General features: G+C 35.8%; 16 protein-coding genes and 1 riboswitch. Of the genes, 8 read left to right on the forward strand and 8 right to left on the reverse strand.

The genetic code is table 11. The annotated features are described in order from the left end of the window. Positions 1-9: 9 nt before the first annotated feature. The gene (locus AC06G9_RS09660) at positions 10-822 is read right to left on the reverse strand and encodes an SDR family NAD(P)-dependent oxidoreductase (protein WP_248753882.1); all 813 of its coding nucleotides are present in this window, start codon (positions 820-822) and stop codon (positions 10-12) included. Positions 823-893: 71 nt separating this feature from the next. Next, positions 894-2,810 (reverse strand): ABC-F family ATP-binding cassette domain-containing protein, encoded by a 1,917-nt coding sequence (locus AC06G9_RS09665; RefSeq protein WP_094772911.1) that lies wholly within the window; start codon positions 2,808-2,810, stop codon positions 894-896. Positions 2,811-2,861: 51 nt separating this feature from the next. On the opposite strand from AC06G9_RS09665, the gene AC06G9_RS09670 reads away from it, so the two are divergent. Then, positions 2,862-3,902 (forward strand): quinone-dependent dihydroorotate dehydrogenase, encoded by a 1,041-nt coding sequence (locus AC06G9_RS09670; RefSeq protein ID WP_248753880.1) that lies wholly within the window; start codon positions 2,862-2,864, stop codon positions 3,900-3,902. A 71-nt stretch (positions 3,903-3,973) separates the two neighbouring features. On the opposite strand, the gene AC06G9_RS09675 is transcribed toward AC06G9_RS09670, so the two are convergent. Beyond that, entirely contained in the window at positions 3,974-4,375 is a 402-nt protein-coding gene (locus tag AC06G9_RS09675) for a DUF5606 family protein (RefSeq protein ID WP_045756205.1), read from the reverse strand. Between the two features lie 23 nt (positions 4,376-4,398). Next, on the reverse strand, positions 4,399-4,857 hold the full coding sequence (locus AC06G9_RS09680) for a peptidylprolyl isomerase (protein WP_045756204.1): 459 nt from the start codon (positions 4,855-4,857) through the stop codon (positions 4,399-4,401). Between the two features lie 189 nt (positions 4,858-5,046). Between AC06G9_RS09680 and radC the strand changes: the two genes are divergently transcribed. After that, entirely contained in the window at positions 5,047-5,736 is a 690-nt protein-coding gene (gene radC, locus AC06G9_RS09685; protein WP_045756203.1) for a RadC family protein, read from the forward strand. Positions 5,737-6,521: 785 nt separating this feature from the next. Here the strand turns inward: radC and AC06G9_RS09690 are convergent. From AC06G9_RS09690 to AC06G9_RS09705, 4 genes are all read right to left on the reverse strand, one after another. Next, a complete protein-coding gene (locus AC06G9_RS09690; protein ID WP_248753879.1) occupies positions 6,522-7,703 on the reverse strand; it encodes a homoserine dehydrogenase in 1,182 nt (393 codons plus the stop codon). Positions 7,704-7,743: 40 nt separating this feature from the next. Further along, complete coding sequence (locus AC06G9_RS09695) at positions 7,744-9,051, reverse strand: O-acetylhomoserine aminocarboxypropyltransferase/cysteine synthase family protein (protein WP_094772908.1); 1,308 nt, start codon at positions 9,049-9,051, stop codon at positions 7,744-7,746. A gap of 228 nt (positions 9,052-9,279) precedes the next feature. Next, positions 9,280-9,394, reverse strand: a riboswitch (SAM riboswitch). A 588-nt stretch (positions 9,395-9,982) separates the two neighbouring features. Further along, complete coding sequence (locus tag AC06G9_RS09700) at positions 9,983-10,825, reverse strand: prephenate dehydrogenase (RefSeq protein WP_248753878.1); 843 nt, start codon at positions 10,823-10,825, stop codon at positions 9,983-9,985. A 12-nt stretch (positions 10,826-10,837) separates the two neighbouring features. Then, entirely contained in the window at positions 10,838-12,007 is a 1,170-nt protein-coding gene (locus AC06G9_RS09705) for a pyridoxal phosphate-dependent aminotransferase (protein ID WP_248753877.1), read from the reverse strand. A gap of 846 nt (positions 12,008-12,853) precedes the next feature. Here AC06G9_RS09705 and AC06G9_RS09710 point away from each other — a divergent pair. The 6 genes from AC06G9_RS09710 (at position 12,854) to ispE (ending at position 18,707) form a co-directional block, all read left to right on the forward strand. Beyond that, on the forward strand, positions 12,854-14,680 hold the full coding sequence (locus tag AC06G9_RS09710) for an ABC transporter ATP-binding protein (RefSeq protein ID WP_094772907.1): 1,827 nt from the start codon (positions 12,854-12,856) through the stop codon (positions 14,678-14,680). 98 nt (positions 14,681-14,778) lie between these two features. Then, positions 14,779-15,978 (forward strand): aminofutalosine synthase MqnE, encoded by a 1,200-nt coding sequence (mqnE, locus tag AC06G9_RS09715; RefSeq protein WP_480958028.1) that lies wholly within the window; start codon positions 14,779-14,781, stop codon positions 15,976-15,978. Positions 15,979-15,986: 8 nt separating this feature from the next. After that, the gene (locus AC06G9_RS09720) at positions 15,987-16,613 is read left to right on the forward strand and encodes a histidine phosphatase family protein (RefSeq protein WP_094772906.1); all 627 of its coding nucleotides are present in this window, start codon (positions 15,987-15,989) and stop codon (positions 16,611-16,613) included. Next, positions 16,606-17,334 (forward strand): menaquinone biosynthetic enzyme MqnA/MqnD family protein, encoded by a 729-nt coding sequence (locus AC06G9_RS09725; protein WP_480958029.1) that lies wholly within the window; start codon positions 16,606-16,608, stop codon positions 17,332-17,334. The genes AC06G9_RS09720 and AC06G9_RS09725 overlap by 8 nt, the downstream gene beginning before the upstream one ends. A gap of 100 nt (positions 17,335-17,434) precedes the next feature. Next, a complete protein-coding gene (locus AC06G9_RS09730; RefSeq protein WP_480958030.1) occupies positions 17,435-17,848 on the forward strand; it encodes an NUDIX hydrolase in 414 nt (137 codons plus the stop codon). Between the two features lie 43 nt (positions 17,849-17,891). Continuing rightward, positions 17,892-18,707, forward strand: a complete 816-nt coding sequence (ispE, locus tag AC06G9_RS09735) for a 4-(cytidine 5'-diphospho)-2-C-methyl-D-erythritol kinase (protein ID WP_248753873.1) — start codon at positions 17,892-17,894, stop codon at positions 18,705-18,707. Positions 18,708-18,837 lie beyond the last annotated feature (130 nt).

The raw sequence follows: 18,837 nt of genomic DNA on the forward strand, positions 1-18,837 counted from the left end.
ATAACCTGATTAGAATCTATCCCAAAATTTCCGAATAAAAAAGCCAATTGTAATGGGGAAAATAGCCCACCACGGTCTAGAATAACTAGATGCACCCATCAAAAGTTTCAAAATACGTAACGCTGCTTCATTTCTCTCCATTGCAGGCATATTTTGATACGTCACATTAGGGGTAATCATTTTTGTTTTTACCAGTGGTAAATATATGGTCTTCAACCGAATATTCATTTTTCTCCATTCCGATTGATTCGATCGACAATATTGATCGAAAGCTGTTTTTGATGCCTGATAAGCTGCCCATTTTGCTATTGGCAATAGCAATACATTTAAAGCTGAAACATTTACAATCTGCCCACATTGTTTTGATAAAATAGGGGTAATGGCCAATGTTATTTTTACAGGTGCTAAATAATTAAGCGCATTTGTTCGGGTAAAATCGTGATAACGGAATAATGAATGTTGCAGTGAGCGTTGGATCGATTTACCAGCATTGGAAATAAAGATGTCGATCGGTGTTTGTTGCGTGCGGATATGCTCAATAAGTTGATCTACCTGTTCTTCTTGATACAGGTCGGCAACAAAGATCGAAGCAGTTGAATTGTGGTTTATAATAATTTCTGCAACCTCATCTAATCGCTTTTTAGAGCGACCGACAAGGATTAAATGGACATTAAATTTTGAAAAGAGTAATGCACATGCTTTTCCAATACCATCGCTTGCTCCGGTTATTAAAATTGTTTTTCCTCGGAGGAATGCGCTAGCTTTCCCTTCATTCAAAAAAACCTTCGGGAAGATGATACTTTCAATCCAGTTGATATTCACAATACTAAGATAAAAAAAAGGTATACAATAAAGCTTGTCTATTGTATACCTGATATCTTAATTTTCGATTATTAGTCTTCTAATTCCATGATTTCTTCCGCGAGTTCTTCCCAATTCTTTTGCAATTGCGTTAATTCTGCTTTAGAAGAGTTATAGTTACGCGTGTATTCTTGTAGTTTAGTCGTATTTGAATAAATTTCTTCTTTTGCTAAATCTATTTCTAAATTTTTGACAATAAGTTCTTTTTCAACTACCTTTAACTCTAATGCAGCGAGCTCTTTGTTCTTTTTACTGATCAATTTGAATTTATCATCAGTAGGAGCAACTTTGACTTTTTTAGGTTCCTCTACAACTACTTTCTTCTCTACTTTTTTTTCTTCAGGTTTGATTATCCGTTTCGAATTCCAATCCTCAAATTCTTGGTAAGTTCCTGGATATTCTTTGATCTGTTTATCTTCGATATACCATATTTTGTTGGCAACGTGATCTAGAAAATACCTATCGTGCGATACAACGATCAAAGTACCTTCAAATTGCTGCAGTGCTTGGATCAGAATATTGACCGATTGCATATCCAAGTGATTGGTAGGCTCATCGAGGGCTAAGAAGTTGGCATCAGCAGTTAATGCTTTTGCTAGGGCGACGCGAGATTTTTCACCCCCGGAAAGGACCTTAATCTTTTTGAATGCATCATCACCAGAAAATAAGAAACAACCTAAAATGGAGCGCAGTTCGGTGTCCGTATGTTTTGGAGCAAATGCTTGCATCTCCGCGATAATGCTATTTTCTAAGTGTAGAGCCTCTAACTGATGCTGCGCAAAAAACGTTTGAGATACATTATGACCATGTTCAGATTTTCCTTCATAATCTGGATCTGCACCTGCCACAATACGTAATAAAGTAGATTTACCTTTACCATTAGCACCAATCAGAGCAATCTTATCACCCTTTTCAATGATTCCCGCCGTATTTCTTAAAATTTCTAGATTAGGATATGCTTTAGACACATTTTCTAGAGTAACGACATGTCTTCCGGATGGTTTTGAAAATTTGAAGCTGAAGTTTACTGTTGGATTATCATCATCCACATCTTCTACTTTCTCCATTCTATCCAAAGCTTTAATACGAGATTGTGCCATCTTCGCTTTCGAAGCTTTCGCGCGGAAACGTTCGATAAGACGTTCTTCTTGTTTGATTTTGGCCTGTTGGTTCTTGAATTGACCAGCCTGAATCTCACTTCTTAATGCTTTTTCTTCTAAATAGAAACTGTAATTACCAGCATAAAGTGTTAACTTCCCTTTACGTGATTCTACGGTTTTTTTAATAATACGGTCTAAGAAGTACCTATCGTGAGAAACAATCACGATAGCACCTTCAAATCCCTGCAGGTAGTTTTCTAACCATTTGATGGAAGGTAAATCCATGTGGTTAGTTGGCTCATCCAGTAATAAGATGTCTGGAGTTTGCAATAAGATTCTGGCCAGCATGACACGCATGCGCCATCCACCAGAGAATGTTGCTAAAGGACGTTTTTGCTCATCTTCTGAAAAACCTAGTCCCGCTAAGATCTCATGCGCACGAAATTCGATACTGTAGCCGTCTAAAGCTTCAAATTCCATTTGCTTATCACTTAGTTTATTTAGAATATCGTCAGAATAATCTGTTTCTAATTTTTGGAGTAGATTTTCTATTTCTGAATGTAACTGATTTTGACGTTCAAAAGCCTCCATCGCAACATGTAAAATACTTTTATCAGAATGATAAGATAATAAATCTTGGTTTAAGTATCCAATCTTTAAGTCCTTAGCCATCGATATACTACCTGAGGTAGGTGTGTATTGTCCTACTATCAATCGCAATAATGTTGATTTACCAGTACCATTTGCACCAATTAGACCTACTTTATCTCCAGGTTTAATATGCCAGTTGGCCTCATCATACAATGCGCGAGAGCCTATTTCGAATGTTAAGTTATTTATTGATATCATTTCGATTGCAAAAGTAATGAAATTTCTTCTTCTTTGTCTACCTTTGTGTATATGTACAAGCTGGTAAAACCTATTTTCTTTTCTATGGATCCCGAATCTGCTCATCATACGGTGACAGGGGGATTAAAAATGTTCTCAAAAATTTGGGGTGCAAAAAAATTATTAAGTAATCTCTACACTTATGAAAATCCAAATTTAGCACGTGAAGTATTTGGTCTAAAGTTTAAAAATCCTGTTGGATTGGCTGCTGGATTTGACAAGAATGCGGAGTATATCACGGACATGGCTAACTTCGGTTTTGGTTTTATCGAGATCGGCACGGTTACCCCTAGACCACAACCTGGAAATGATCAACCTCGTATGTTCCGTTTAATCCCAGATAAAGCATTGATCAATCGAATGGGCTTTAATAATCAAGGTGCTGATGTTGCGGCCAACCGGTTGAAACATCTATCTGTAGAAGATCGAAAAGGATTACTGATCGGTGGAAATATTGGTAAAAATAAGCTAACACCTAATGAACAAGCGGTAGATGATTATATCTATTGTTTCAATGCGCTGTTTGATTATGTTGATTACTTCGTTGTCAACGTAAGTTCTCCCAATACGCCAGGATTACGGGATTTGCAAGAAAAAGAGCCGTTAAAACATATTTTAAATACACTTCAAAATCTCAATGAAAAGAGGGAAAATAAGAAACCAATTCTTTTAAAGATTGCTCCGGATTTGACCGATAGTCAATTGGATGATATTGTAGAAATCGTTCAAGAGACGGGTATTGCAGGTGTAATTGCGACTAATACGACGATCTCTAGAGCAGGATTGCGTAGTGATGAAAATTTAGTAAAAGAGATGGGAGGAGTAAGTGGAGCACCATTAACCAAGCGCTCTACAGAAGTGATTCGTTATTTGTCTAATAAGTCAAACCGGTCATTTCCAATAATTGGAGTAGGAGGTATACATTCTGCTGCCGATGCAATTGAGAAAATGGATGCAGGAGCAAGCCTTGTGCAGATTTATACCGGCTTCATTTACGAAGGACCTTCATTGATATCTAATATTTGCAAAGGAATTGCTCAAGCTGGAAAATAAAATTTGAGTTTAATAAAAAAGAGCGGTCTTCGCATTTAATGCGAAGACCGCTCTTTTTTATTTTAAATAGTTTACACTAAAGGTGCGGGTGCTTCTTCTTCAAATAAAGGCAAATCTTTAATAATATTGTACCATGTAAAGATCTTTTTGATATCTGATGAGTATACACGAGATTCATCATGACCTGGTGCAATTTCGCGGAAAGTATTGCGTAATGTCTCACCGTCTGCTTTTGGATCTACCGACAATCCTTTTTCTTTGATTGTTTCAAAAACATTTAATAAACGGATTTCTTCATCTTCTCCGTAAATTGTGATGTCTTCTAAAGTCGCCATTTTTGTAGAAGATAAACTTACTACAGATTTAATCTTAGCGCTATCTAAAGTCTCTAAAATAAATCCACCTTTATTCTGTCCAACTAATTTGAACAACCCTGGTTTTCCTGTTACAGAAACTAATGCTCTTAAATTCATAATATACTTTTTCTTACTGAAAACTAGTCTTCAATAACTTCAATACTTAAAATACGGTCACCTTGACGGATATCGTCAACGATGTCAACATTTTCAACAACTTTACCAAAACAGGTATGATTTCTATCCAAATGAGCTGTATTGTTACGGCTATGACAGATGAAAAATTGTGAACCACCTGTATTACGACCTGCGTGAGCCATTGATAAAACACCTCTATCATGATACTGATTTTCTCCAGTCAATTCACAATCGATTTTGTAACCAGGACCACCTGTTCCAGGCATCCCAGAAGCACCTTCGCGTGAATTAGGACATCCACCTTGGATTACGAAATCAGGAAGGACACGGTGAAAAGTCAGGCCATCATAATACCCTTCTTTAGCTAATTTGATGAAATTTGCAACTGTATTTGGAGCATCTGCTGTATAGAATTGTACAGTCATGTCGCCTTTTTCTGTTTTAATAATCGCTTTACTCATTTTTTTAAAATAAATATGTTCAAATACAAATATAAGATTTCAAAATGACTTGATAAAAAGAATGCACACTCAAGTCGGATTTCACTGAATTTTATTTGTATAAATAATTGATCCTAATAATTTTATGTTTTTATATTTTTGAGTAAATTAGGAAATTATATTGACCATTTATATTCCTAATTTATTAATATGAGTAAACTAGTCATTCGAGATTGGGCGGAAGCAGATCGTCCAAGGGAAAAATTATTAGAACAAGGACGCCGTGTATTGTCAGATGCTGAACTACTCGCTATTTTAATTGGTTCAGGTTCTCGAGAGGAGACCGCAGTAGAGCTCTGCAAAAGAATCTTATCACGATCGCAACATAATCTGGATAACCTTTCTAAAATGGATGTCGTAGATTTATGTGAATTTAAAGGGATCGGACAAGCAAAAGCTATTACAATAATAGCGGCCCTAGAATTGGGGCGTAGACGTAAAGAAGCTGATCAGATAAAAAAACCATTGCTGAATAGCAGTAAACGGGTGTATGATTATTTTAAATATCAATTACAAGATCTTCCTCACGAAGAGTTTTGGGTACTGTATCTCAATACAGCCTGCAAAGTATTGGATAAACAGCTGATTGGTAGAGGAGGGAATGATTTTACACCAGTTGATATCCGTATTATCTTACGTTATGCACTTAATTGCACTGCTAATTCCATGATATTAATTCATAATCATCCCTCGGGAACTTGTCAAGCTAGTCAAGCGGATAAAATATTAACAAAAAAAATTATAGATGCATCCACGCTAATGGACATTCGAGTCAATGATCATGTGATCTTCACAGACAATGGGTACTTCAGTTTTCGCGATGAAGGATTAATGGATTAAAGTTAGGTTATCGAGCAAACAATAAGTCTATCATTTAATCTTGAATCAGAAAATAAGGGGAGTTATAGTCTCCCCTTATTTCCATTAATCGTTAAATTTTCTTTTTTGCCTTCTATATAGAATATAGATAATTGCCAGTAAGGCAACTACTGCAAGAATTATATAACTTGAATTAGAATGTTGTTGTGTATTGACTGCATTGGTATCTGCAAAAACCAAGTTGCCTACCATTATCAGTAGAATTGTTAACCACTTAGCCATAATTTATTATTTATTTAGTAACTCCACAATATAGTGATATTTAATATATCAAGCAAATTTTCTGCCAGTTATTTGTAATTGTGGATTGTGCTATATTATTTTATAAAATAAAGTGTTGAAAGCATATATTGACCATGTTTTTTTTAAAGCACTTAAGATGCTGTATAATTTTGTGTATTCTGTTAAAGGATATTTGTTATTTATGCGCTTGATGCGTTGGAATCGAATCGTGTTTTATAATAAATCTTATTGTAGGGTGTTTTTTTACTTAATTCTTGAGGAATTTTTGATCAAAAGATCGATACTTGGTTTTATTTGGAGCTAATTGATATGAGTTTGATCTCTAAAAATTAAATATCAGGACTGAGTATGTATTTGGTATGTAAGTAAATGTCGCTAAACAGATTTGGGTTGAATATTTTTTGATAAAAAAGAACGCTTTATCCTGATATGATGAATAAAGCGTTCTCTTGTTGGATCTACAAACAGCATAATGCTTGAAATCCGATTGATCGTTGTGTTAATTAACCGATCTCAGCGATGAAATTACCTATTTGATTGATTTCATCTTTATGTGCTGTGATTTGCTTAAGATTGATCGTCCCGATGATATATTTAAAGTCAGGAGCATAGTATCTTTCGATGATTTCAGTAAAACCTAGTTTTTCGATCAGGTTGTCTTCCTCATATCTTAAATACACTTTAATTTCATGATCATTGCTATAAGATAGTGCATCGATGTTTAAATGTTTCTTATACTCATATCTATAATCATAACGCAAAGCTGTGATATCAGATAAGACAGCAGATCCAGTAGGGTGACCGCCTGCGCCTTTTCCGTAGAAAAATTGCTCGTCGGCAAAAGCTGCTTTCACAAGTACACCATTATTTTCATTCTCTACATTAAACAAAATATTATCTGCACTGATAAATTTAGGAATGACATAAAGGACTACCTTACTGTTATTGATTTCACGTGCAGTAGGGATAAGTTTAATTTTAAAGTTTTTTTCTTTGGCAAAACGTATATCTTGTGCACCTAATTTATCAATACCAATATTGAACACATCATCTGGATTGACATAGATACCATAGGCATGTGAAGCGACAATGGTCAATTTAAATTTTGGATCAAATCCACCAACATCTAAAGTGGGGTCGGTTTCTGCAAACCCGAGATCTTGTGCTTCCTTCAATGCATCAGCGTAAGGTTGATTCTCGTTGAATACTTTTGACAGAATAAAGTTCGATGAACCATTGAAGATACCTGTTACAGCATGTAATAATTCATTGTCATAGTATTCTTCCAGATTACGAATAATGGGTATACTTCCACATACAGCTCCTTCATAAAGTAAGCTAGTGCCATATTCTTGTTGGATAGCCGCTAATTCCTCCAAATGCGTAGCAATCATTTTTTTGTTTGCTGAAACAACATTTTTTCCAGATTTAAGCGCACGAACTGTTAAAGCATATGCTGCTTCTGCATCATCGATTAATTCTACGACTGTATTGATATCTGGATCGCCTAATACAGCTTCTGCATCCGTTGTAAACAACTCTGGGGCAAGTGATCTTTTCTTGTCAGCATTCTTGATGACAAATTTTTTAATTTCTAAATTTAAGTTTTTAGTCTTGATAATGTCGTACAATCCTTGTCCTACAACTCCGAATCCAAACATTCCAATCGTTAATTTCTTACTCATAGTTGTTTTTTACGCTTTTATATAATGGTGCTATCTGAAATTATTTTATTTTATCGAAAGCTTGTTGTAAATCATCTTTAATATCATCGACATGCTCAATTCCTACCGATAACCGTAATAACCCAACAAATACTCCTGCTGCTTTTTGTGCCTCTGCACTGAGTTGCTGGTGTGTTGTAGCGGCTGGGTGGATGATCAATGATTTTGTATCACCTACATTTGCTAGATGGCTAATTAACTCTAGGCTATCTATAAAAGCATCGGCTTTAGTGACATCGCCTTTTATCTGAAAAGAAAGAACCGCTCCATATCCATTTTTTAGGTATTTCTGTGCATTTGAATAACTTGGTGAGCTTTTCAAGCCCGGATAGTTCACTTGCTCAACTTGCGGATGCGCTTCTAACCATCTAGCGATTTCTAGGGTGTTGTCTACATGACGCTGAACACGTAGCGAAAGCGTTTCTAGACCTTGTATAAGCTGGAATGAGTTGAAAGGTGATATAGCCGGTCCGAAATCACGAAGGCCTTCCACACGTGCACGGATTGCAAATTGGATGTTGCCAAATGGACCATCTGGGCCAAATACATCTGCGAAGACCAATCCATGATATCCTTCAGAAGGTTCAGAAAATTGTTTAAATTTACCATTGCCCCAGTTATATGTACCACCATCAACGATGACACCGCCAATACTTGTTCCATGTCCGCCGATCCATTTTGTCGCAGATTCGACAACAACAGAAGCACCATGCTCTAGCGGTTTGAATAGATAGCCCCCAGCTCCAAAAGTGTTATCTACGATTAAAGGTAAATCGTGTTTTTTAGCAACTGCAGCTATTTTATCAAAATCAGGAATATCATAACTTGGATTTCCAATTGTTTCTAAGTATAATGCTTTCGTATTTTCATTGATCAATGACTCAAACTCCTCAGCTGTTGTCTCTTTCGTGAAGCGGACCTCAATTCCAATTCTTTTAAATGCAACTTTGAATTGATTGTATGTACCACCATAAATATGGCTACTCGACACAAAATTATCACCAGCCTCTAAAATATTATTTAATGCGATGAACTGCGCAGCTTGACCAGAGGCAACCGCCACTGCAGCAACACCACCTTCTAATGCAGCAATGCGTTTTTCAAAAACATCTGTTGTCGGATTCATCAGACGGGTATAGATGTTTCCAAACTGTTTTAATGCAAATAAGTTAGCGCCATGTTCCGCATTTTCAAATACGTATGAGCTGGTTTGATATATAGGTACTGCACGTGCGCCAGTAGTTGGGTCTGCAACTTGTCCTGCATGAACTTGTAGAGTTTCGAATTTTAAATTTTTATTTGTAGACATGGTTTTTTATAATTAATTAGTTGAATATTTTCGTGAATATTATAGAGTGAGGATCTGCACATGTAGATGCACTTGCTATCCATTAAGTAAAAAATGGATAGATCTAACAATAAAACATAAACATGTGCTCAAACATTCGCATTGAACTTGATGCAAGAGTTGTAAATGTTACGTTGGTAATTGAACTTACCCTGTTGTTTTTTTGTAATGTAAATATCATTGTCGTTTCATTTATATCCTCCATAACAATATTGATATGGACAGGAATTGGCACCTTTTCAAACGTATTTTGAAGGTTGCCAGTGGGTCATTGAGCCAGTCTCTCGCCACTTCTTTATAAATCAAGACCTGATTGAAAGGTTTTGATTAGGTGTATTTCGATTCGATCTACGTTGCAAATATATGTCTTGGAATTTAGAAACCAAAATATTTTGAATTATTTATTTAATACATGAGTAAAAAATGTAGTTTCTTTTTCTTGAGAAAAAGGTGTAATTATTAAATATGAAGAGTGTTAAGTAATTTAGGTTAATTATGGAATCAAAAGAAAACAAAGGATAAGGGAGATGTGCGTCTTCGCATTCTTAAAAGGTGAAAAAAACGCTTTGCACAAATCGGTTACAATTCGACATCTATTCGTAAAGTAGCCGCCAATCCGCTATAATTCCCATTATTATCTATCTGTCCTATAAGGACAAGAGTGATATCGGATATGCTGTTCATCAAGAAGAGCATTTACACATTGATCCTAGTAGAAATAAAGGTTGAATCAAAAGAACAAGTTGATGATTCTCTTAGTTTAGAGAAATGGTTGATTGTATGTGATCGCACAATGGCCGATGATGATGGCTGCGAACAAAAAAATGCTAGAAGTATTGGCTTCTAGCATTTTTTAACTTAAGTGAACGACCCTAAACTAATAACAGGAGCTTTATTTTATAATGCGCTTTATTTTATTAGATTTTTTAATCAACTTATGTAATTGTGTATAGTTTTCCTCTTGAATAGCATCTTTCAGAGCTTGCAACTGTTTAATATTTTCTTCCAATACTTCTAATACGTTTACTCTATTTTGTTTAAAAATAGGTGTCCACATATCGGGAGAGCTTTTAGCCAAACGTACTGTGGATTCAAATCCAGAACCCGCTAATTCAAATATCCTGCCCTGTGATTTTTCTTTTTCTAATACCGTTAAGGCTAGCGCAAAAGAAGTCAGGTGGGAGATATGTGAAACATAAGCGGTATGGGTATCATGTTCTTCCGCAGTCATAAATGACGTGCGCATTTCCAGTTGTTCAGTAATGGAATCTGCGAGTTCAAAAGCGTCTTCATCAGATTTAAAAGCCTCCACGTAGACCATCATTTTATCTTTGAACAAGTTTGGTAAAGCTGCTTCTGGGCCAGAATATTCAGTCCCTGCCATAGGGTGAGCCGCCACATACCGACCACGATTTGGATGTTCTGAGATCAATTGTAAAATATTAAGCTTAGTAGATCCCATGTCAATAATGACTTGGTCTGTTACTAGATCTAATAATTTTGGTGCCAACGAGATAATCGCATCCACAGGAGCCGTGAGAATAATGACCTTGCATTTTTCTAGTGCCTCTTCCAACGTTGCTTTCTGATCGATAAAGCCAATTTGCAATGCTTTTGTTAAGTTAGCATCACTTTTGTCGACACCAAATACCTGATCACAAAAATGCTTTTCTTTTAGTTTCATGGCGACTGAGCCACCAATTAAACCGACGCCAATAATGGCTATATTTATCATGTTATTTTAATCTTAATTCGTTTCTTTAACTTCTTTAATTCGCTCAATAGCCTCTTGCAACACTTCAACTGAAGCACATAAACTAATTCTGATATAGGAGTTTCCAGCAGTTCCAAATATACCTCCTGGAGTAATGAAGACACGTGATTGATTTAATACCTCATCACTAAGAGCGTAGCCCGATTCGTAACTGTCAGGAACTTTTGCCCACACAAATAAACCAACTTGATTTTTTTTGTAGATACAGCCTAGCATGTTCATGATTTCAAAAACTAATGCTCTTCTTTCATTGTAGATTCCATTTAATTCTTGATACCACGATTGATCTAATTGTAATGCTTTGGCCGCAGCAAGCTGTGCTGGCAAGAACATGCCAGAATCCATGTTGCTTTTAAATCGCAGCACTTCATTGATACGTTCTTCTGCACCCACTAACATACCGATTCGCCATCCAGCCATGTTCGATGACTTACTTAATGAATTAAGTTCTAAGGCAACATCTTTTGCTCCTTCAATAGACATAATACTCTTAGGGCTGTCTGTCAAGATAAAACTATAAGGGTTATCGTGGCAGATTAAAATATGGTTTGCCTTTGCAAAAGCAATCAATTCAAGATAAAATCCTTCATTCGCACTAGAGCCCGTAGGCATATGTGGATAGTTGATCCACATCAGTTTTACTTTCGATAAATCGTTTTCAGAAAGCTTTTTAAGATCAGGTAACCAATCTGTTTCCTCAGATAAATCATAGGTAATAGCTGTGGCTCCACTTAGTCGCACTGCAGCGGCATAAGCAGGATATCCCGGGTTTGGTATTAAAACCTCATCACCTTCTTGCAAGTAAGTCATGCAAATATGAACAATACCTTCTTTAGAACCTATTAAAGGTAAAATTTCTGTATTTGGATTGAATGTTGCCTGATAATAGCGTTGATACCAATCTGCAATAGCTTGTCTCAATATAGGCGAGCCTTTATAGTTTTGATAGCCATGTACATTGGCTTTAGCCGCTTCTGTCGTCAAGGTCTGAATTACTTCAGGATGAGGTGGTAAGTCTGGGCTTCCGATACCTAAATTAATCACACGAGCACCTGCTTTATTGAGCTCATCAATTTCTCTTAATTTTTTTGAGAAATAATATTCTTCGGTTTGTTGCAACCTTTTGGCAACTTCTATTTGCATTATGTTCTGGTATTTTACTATTTACAAGGACTAAATTAGGTTTTTTCTATTAAAATAATAGTATAACCCATTGTACATTTTAAATAATGTTGCTTTTTAAATTATTGATATTTCCGTTGCATATATTTTTGTTGATGTAGTGCATGGTGTTATTGCATTCATCTTGATCAAGATTGCGGTTTTGAATTCATCAAAACATGGAGCATGATTATCAATAGATATGGTGTACGTTGATATCAAGTATAAAAGGCTTTTTTATCCGTAATCTATTGTAATACGTCTCGATATATATGTAGAGCGACCCCAATATATCTTATACATGCAAGCAGGTTGCGAACAGGGTAGTATCATGGTGAAAATACTATAAACATGGACTGAACACGGACTCAACATGGACTTAACATGGACTTAACACGGATTTAAGAAGAATATAATAAGCATATCATACCTATTTATGATGAAGCAAACTCGAATAATCTGCGAATACAAGCTCTACTTATTGAAAAGCTAATGCCAATAAAAATTGGGTTTATTGTTGTTAAATCGTGTTTTTTGTAAATTTATTAAAAGATTAGTAATCCCCTCAATAGATTGATTGGCATAAACTAGAGTTATGCTTGAACGGTTAATAATCAATCAACGAGTCCGAGTCAATTATGATCAATAAGATGTTTTCTGAGTTATATTCATAAATCATAATGCAAAACCGCTAGGTATATTGTGGTTTAAATTTGGTGTTTATTGGATGAAATTTATAATATCATCGAAGTGCAAGATTTCATTCCTTGAAAGTATTCCTTATATATTGCGCGTAATTTTAGTATTTTTGCTACCTTAATATTATAAATGAAAACTTACTTTAGGTTATTATCTTTTGCCAAACCCATTGAGAAATACGCAATTCCGTATATTATCTGCACCCTAATTACGGTTGTATTCAGCACATTGAATTTGGCGTTATTAGCTCCTTTGTTGCAAACTCTTTTCAATACAGATCAAGTTTCTTCTCATGTAGTATTAGCAAAGCCCGATGGATATTTTGATATTCTCGGTTACTTCAATTATTATGCAAGTCTGGCTAACCAACAGTTCGGTGCTTATGGTGCATTGAAGTATGTCTGTATCGTGATCGTAATTTCCGTATTTATAAGCAATTTGTTTCGTTATTTAGCCCAACGAATTATGGAAAATTTGCGTATTCACACTTTATTGAATTTACGGAAGACGGTATTTGATAATGTCATGGATCTACATTTAGGCTATTTTAATGGACAGCGTAAAGGCGATATTATTTCCAAAGTATCTTCTGATGTTCAGGTTGTACAGTATTCTGTTACAGGTACATTGCAGGTTGCTTTTAAAGAGCCACTTCAACTCATTGCATATCTGGTTATGTTATTTGTTATTTCTGCAAAACTGACTTTATTCGCTATGCTCGTCATTCCAGTATCTGCTTTTTTTATATCTAAAATTGTTAAAACTTTAAAGGCACAAGCGATTGCTGGTCAAACATCTTATGCGAATATGATTTCTTTCTTAGATGAGGCATTATCTGGTGTTCGTATCATTAAAGCCTTTAACGGAACAAATTTCGTTAAAAAAAGATTTAATGATGAGAATGATCGTTATGCGGGTATCATGCGTGCAATGGCAAGGCGCCAACAAATGGGTTCACCTGTATCTGAATTGTTAGGTGTGATTATGGTCGCTATCATTTTATTATATGGTGGTAATCTGGTTTTATCAGGGAGTGATGAGTTTGGAGCATCTGAGTTTATTGCCTATATCGCTATCTTCTCACAAGTAATGCGTCCTGCAAAAGCATTGACAGATGCATTTAGTAATATTCATAATGGTATTGCGGCTGGTGAGCGTGTACTGGAATTGATTGATACCAAAAGTGAAGTTACTGATAAGCCTAATGCGAAGAAAGTTACTGATTTTAAAAAAGCGATTGAGTTTCAGCATGTAGATTTCGCTTATGGTGAGAAAAACATTTTAAAACATATCAATCTAATTATTGAAAAGGGAAAAACAATAGCGCTGGTCGGTCCTTCTGGAGGGGGTAAATCTACTTTGGTGGATTTAATTCCGCGTTTTATGGATGTTACAGCAGGTCAAATTTTGTTTGACGGTATAGATTTAAGGGATCTAGATCAAGAATCTCTACGCACAATGATAGGTGTAGTGAATCAAGAGTCTATCTTATTTAATGACACCATCTTTAATAATATTACCTTTTCCAATACATCTGCGACCCAGCAAGAGGTTGAGAATGCTGCCAAAATAGCTAATGCTCATGAATTTATCTTGAAAACAGAATCCGGTTATCAAACGAATATTGGTGATCGTGGCGCTAAACTTTCTGGTGGCCAACGACAACGAATTTGCATCGCGCGAGCTGTATTGAAAAACCCACCCATTATGTTATTGGACGAGGCAACTTCGGCATTAGATACGGAATCCGAAAAACTAGTTCAAGATTCTTTATATAAGCTTATGGATAATCGTACTACGGTAGTCATTGCACATCGATTAAGCACCATTCAGAATGCAGATAAAATTGTGGTGATAGATGGTGGCCAAATTGTAGAATTTGGAAGTCATACAGAATTGATTCAGAAAGAGGGTTTGTATAGAAAATTGATCGATATGCAACAGTTCACAGATTAATGGTTATTTCATTGATATTGCTGTACCAAAAACAAGGCTAGATTCTACGAATTTAGCCTTGTTTTTGGTACATTTGTTATAGACTAGGAGACATGATAATGGATGCTAAAGAAAAATTAAATTTCTTACTTTCTAATCCGCTTTTGGATAGTGAGTTAAGAAATATAGCAAATAAAGTGTTGCAAGAAGAACGCATCACATTTGATGAGGGTGTATACCTTTATAAAAATGCCGAATTGGGTTATTTGGGTGTTTTAGCGAATTATATTCGGGAGAAAAGACATGGGGATATCACATTTTTCAATCGTAACTTTCATATTGAGCCTACGAATGTGTGTGTTTACGATTGTAAGTTCTGTTCATATTCCCGTATGATCAAAGAGCGTGCAGAAGGATGGGAAATGGAGGTAGATGGTATGATGGACATCGTAAAGAAATATGATGATGAAGCCGTTACGGAAGTTCATATTACTGGAGGTGTCGTGCCCAAACAAAATCTTGATTTCTATGCCGAATTTTTTAAAAGATGTAAGGCACATCGTCCAGAATTGCACATTAAAGGTTTAACGCCAGTAGAATATTACTATATATTCAAGAAGGCAAAACTGAGCCATTATGAAGGTATGAAATATTTGCAGTCTTGTGGTCTGGATTCGATGCCTGGTGGTGGAGCAGAAATCTTCCATCCAGAGATCAGAGAGCAGATTGCACATGATAAATGTACTGCAGAACAATGGCTAGATATTCACGAGCAAGCACATAAATTAGGGATGCATACCAACGCAACCATGCTATACGGTCATATTGAAGAGTTTTGGCATCGTGTGGATCACATGGAAAGATTGCGTCAACTGCAAGATAAGACTGGAGGTTTTCAAACTTTTATTCCATTGAAATTTCGAAATAAAGAAAATCAAATGTCATATATTCCCGAGGTTTCTGTTATTGAAGACTTGAGAAATTATGCCATAGCACGTATTTATTTGGATAATTTTGATCATATTAAAGCCTATTGGGCAATGATTTCAAGGGATACAGCTCAAATGTCATTGGCATTTGGTGTTGATGATATTGACGGAACATTGGATGATACGACGAAGATCTACAGTATGGCAGGAGCTGAGGAGCAGAACCCGGGTATGTCAACGCAGCAGTTGGTTGAGTTGATTCGCAAGGTAGGACGTCATCCAATAGAGCGTGATACCTTATATCAGGTTGTCACCGATTACAAGGATGTAGTTTTTGAAGACGATAGCAAGAAAAAAAATTATTATGCACTACCTGTTGTAAATAATTAAGATATATTTTGAAAAAGACTTTTTATTTTATTCGCCATGGACAGACCGATCTGAATTTGAAAGGTATTGTTCAGGGGCGTGGCGTGAATTCTCCACTTAATGAAACGGGACTGGCACAAGCTCAGGCTTTTTATGATGCTTATAAAGATATCCCGTTTGATAAAATTTATACCTCAACCTTATTGAGAACACATCAGACAGTAGAATCTTTTATCAGAGATGGTATTTCTTGGCAAGAACTCGAGGGTTTAGATGAAATTAGTTGGGGAATCTACGAAGGTAAAGAGCAAGACGAATCTATCATGAGTGGATTCAATGAGCTGGTCTCAGCATGGAAAAATGGTGAATTGGATGTCAGTGTAGATGAGGGGGAATCTCCTAATGCATTGATGTTACGTCAAAGTGAGGCCATCGCACATATGGTTAAACAAGAGCATGAAGAAACCGTATTGGTCTGTATGCATGGTCGCGCATTACGTATTATTCTTTGCCTATTGACAGGAGTAGATGCCTCAAAAATGGATGAATTTCCTCATACAAACACTGCCTTATATAAATTAACGTATGATCATGATCAATTTGAAATTATTGACTATTATAATACGAAACATCTAGAGGTATTGACAAATGGATAAAGTGAGAGTATCGGCAGTTTCGTATACGAATACATTGCCGTTTTTAAATGGGATTAGAAAATCCACAGTTTTAGATCAGATCGAATTGAGCTTGGATAATCCGAGTGTATGTGCCCAAAAAGTGATTGATGACCAAGCTGATTTAGGTATAATTCCTGTGGCGGCTTTATTAAGTCTTCCGCATGCGCATATCATTACCGATTATTGTATTGGTACAGAGGGGGCTGTTGATTCGGTTTTTATTTTTGCTCACAAACCGATTGAAGAAATCCAGACATTATATTTGGATAAGCAATCACGTACTTCTAATGGGTTAGCACGAGTACTGCTTAAAAATCATTGGAAGCGCGACGTGAGGATCGTGACAGATATCGAAGGGGCTGACGCGTATGTACTGATAGGTGACCGTACGTTTGGTAAGAAGAAGACGGTACCTTTTGTTTACGATTTAGGACTTATGTGGAAAGAATTTACAGGTCTTCCATTTGCATTTGCAGTCTGGGTGAGTACAAAAACATTAACAGTAGATTTTGTAAGGTTATTTAACGAGGCTCTAAAAGTAGGCGTCTCGGAGCCTGAAGCTGTAATTCCGGGCCTACCCAAATATGAAGATTTTGATTATCATCATTATTTAACTTCAAGCTTAAACTATCATCTTACTGATGATAAGAGGAAAGCTATTGATCAATATTTAGTTTTATTAAAAGAGTTAGATACTTAGCAGTAAAACAAAAATTGGTAAAAAGCGATTATGGAGATAATCGCTTTTTACTTTATATTCTTAATTATAGGAAAGTAGTTTGATTTCAATAAAAAAAGATATGAACAAGATTTATTTAGCAGGAGCTATGGTAGTGGATACGAATAACAGGCTTTTGGTTGTTAGGAAAAAAAATTCTGCATATTACATGATGCCAGGTGGCAAGATAGAAAAAGGTGAGCTTTCTTCTCAAGCACTTGTTCGAGAATTAAAAGAAGAGTTAGATCTAAATATCTCCTTATCTGAGCTGGAATACCTAGGGTTTCATGAGACCGAAGCTGTCAATGAAGTTGATACCATAGTGAGGGGAGAGATCTTTAAAATTGAATTAAAAGCAGCCCTAGATGTCTTTCCACAGGCCGAGATTGAGGAAGCTATTTGGTTAACAGTGGATAATTATGAAAACTATCAATTAGCTCACCTTATCGAACAATTTACTATTCCAATTTGGAAAGCAGGTACTTTTGAATATTAAAATAGAATTTAAAGTTTAACCGATCTCATATTAAACACACATTATGCTATCATTTGCAAATGCTAAAATAAATCTGGGCCTACATATCGTAGGAAAACGGCCAGATGGTTATCATGATTTGGAAACCATATTCTATCCTGTTAAATTATATGATGTGGTCGAAATCATTCCTTTGGAATCCGGTCCAACTGTTTTTTATTCAGAAGGCATTGTTATTCCTGGAGAAGGAATGAACCTTTGTGAGCGTGCTTATCAATTAATTAAACAAGATTTTGATATTCCATCAATCGCAATTCATTTAATAAAAAAAATTCCTATAGGTGCTGGAATGGGAGGAGGTTCAGCTGATGCTGCTTATGTTTTGAAAATGTTAAATGACAGTTTTCAGCTTGAGCTGTCTGTTAAACAATTGCAGACGTACGCGAAACAGTTAGGCGCAGACTGTCCATTTTTTATAGATAATAAACCTGTATATGCTACAGGAATAGGGACCGATTTCTCTCCGATTGAATTAAATTTAAGCGCTTATTATATCGTTGTTATTAATCCTAATATTCACATATCAACAGCAGAAGCCTATCGTGGAGTAGAAGCTAAGCAACCAGAGTTTGATTTAAGATCGATCATCAAACTCCCTATACAAGAATGGAAATACTATTTGAACAATGATTTTGAGTTGAGCATATTTGAACAGTTTCCAAAAATAAAGGAATTAAAAGATGCACTATATTCTTTTGGTGCTATATATGCTTCCATGTCAGGTTCAGGTTCTTCCGTTTACGGGATTTTTGAAAATCCTGTAGCATTGGATGACTTAAAGGTTTTTGGAGATATTTATTATCCAATAGATCTCTCCTGACCGTGTGTAATGCGTAGACAGAAAATGGTCTTTAATTATAAAATTGGTTATTATCCCAAGTTCATCTCTGTAGATTTCTTTTTATAATTGATCAATAAATTACGGATTTGTTTTTCATTATTAAGTATAT

The organism is Sphingobacterium sp. MAE (assembly GCF_056711605.1).

Coding starts and splice junctions, on each gene's coding strand:
- AC06G9_RS09665 (WP_094772911.1), bottom strand. CDS start 2,810: ATGATATCAATAAATAACTTAACATTCGAAATAGGCTCTCGCGCATTG.
- AC06G9_RS09670 (WP_248753880.1), top strand. CDS start 2,862: ATGTACAAGCTGGTAAAACCTATTTTCTTTTCTATGGATCCCGAATCT.
- AC06G9_RS09675 (WP_045756205.1), bottom strand. CDS start 4,375: ATGAATTTAAGAGCATTAGTTTCTGTAACAGGAAAACCAGGGTTGTTC.
- AC06G9_RS09680 (WP_045756204.1), bottom strand. CDS start 4,857: ATGAGTAAAGCGATTATTAAAACAGAAAAAGGCGACATGACTGTACAA.
- radC (WP_045756203.1), top strand. CDS start 5,047: ATGAGTAAACTAGTCATTCGAGATTGGGCGGAAGCAGATCGTCCAAGG.
- AC06G9_RS09690 (WP_248753879.1), bottom strand. CDS start 7,703: ATGAGTAAGAAATTAACGATTGGAATGTTTGGATTCGGAGTTGTAGGA.
- AC06G9_RS09695 (WP_094772908.1), bottom strand. CDS start 9,051: ATGTCTACAAATAAAAATTTAAAATTCGAAACTCTACAAGTTCATGCA.
- AC06G9_RS09700 (WP_248753878.1), bottom strand. CDS start 10,825: ATGATAAATATAGCCATTATTGGCGTCGGTTTAATTGGTGGCTCAGTC.
- AC06G9_RS09705 (WP_248753877.1), bottom strand. CDS start 12,007: ATGCAAATAGAAGTTGCCAAAAGGTTGCAACAAACCGAAGAATATTAT.
- AC06G9_RS09710 (WP_094772907.1), top strand. CDS start 12,854: ATGAAAACTTACTTTAGGTTATTATCTTTTGCCAAACCCATTGAGAAA.
- mqnE (WP_480958028.1), top strand. CDS start 14,779: ATGGATGCTAAAGAAAAATTAAATTTCTTACTTTCTAATCCGCTTTTG.
- AC06G9_RS09725 (WP_480958029.1), top strand. CDS start 16,606: ATGGATAAAGTGAGAGTATCGGCAGTTTCGTATACGAATACATTGCCG.
- AC06G9_RS09730 (WP_480958030.1), top strand. CDS start 17,435: ATGAACAAGATTTATTTAGCAGGAGCTATGGTAGTGGATACGAATAAC.
- ispE (WP_248753873.1), top strand. CDS start 17,892: ATGCTATCATTTGCAAATGCTAAAATAAATCTGGGCCTACATATCGTA.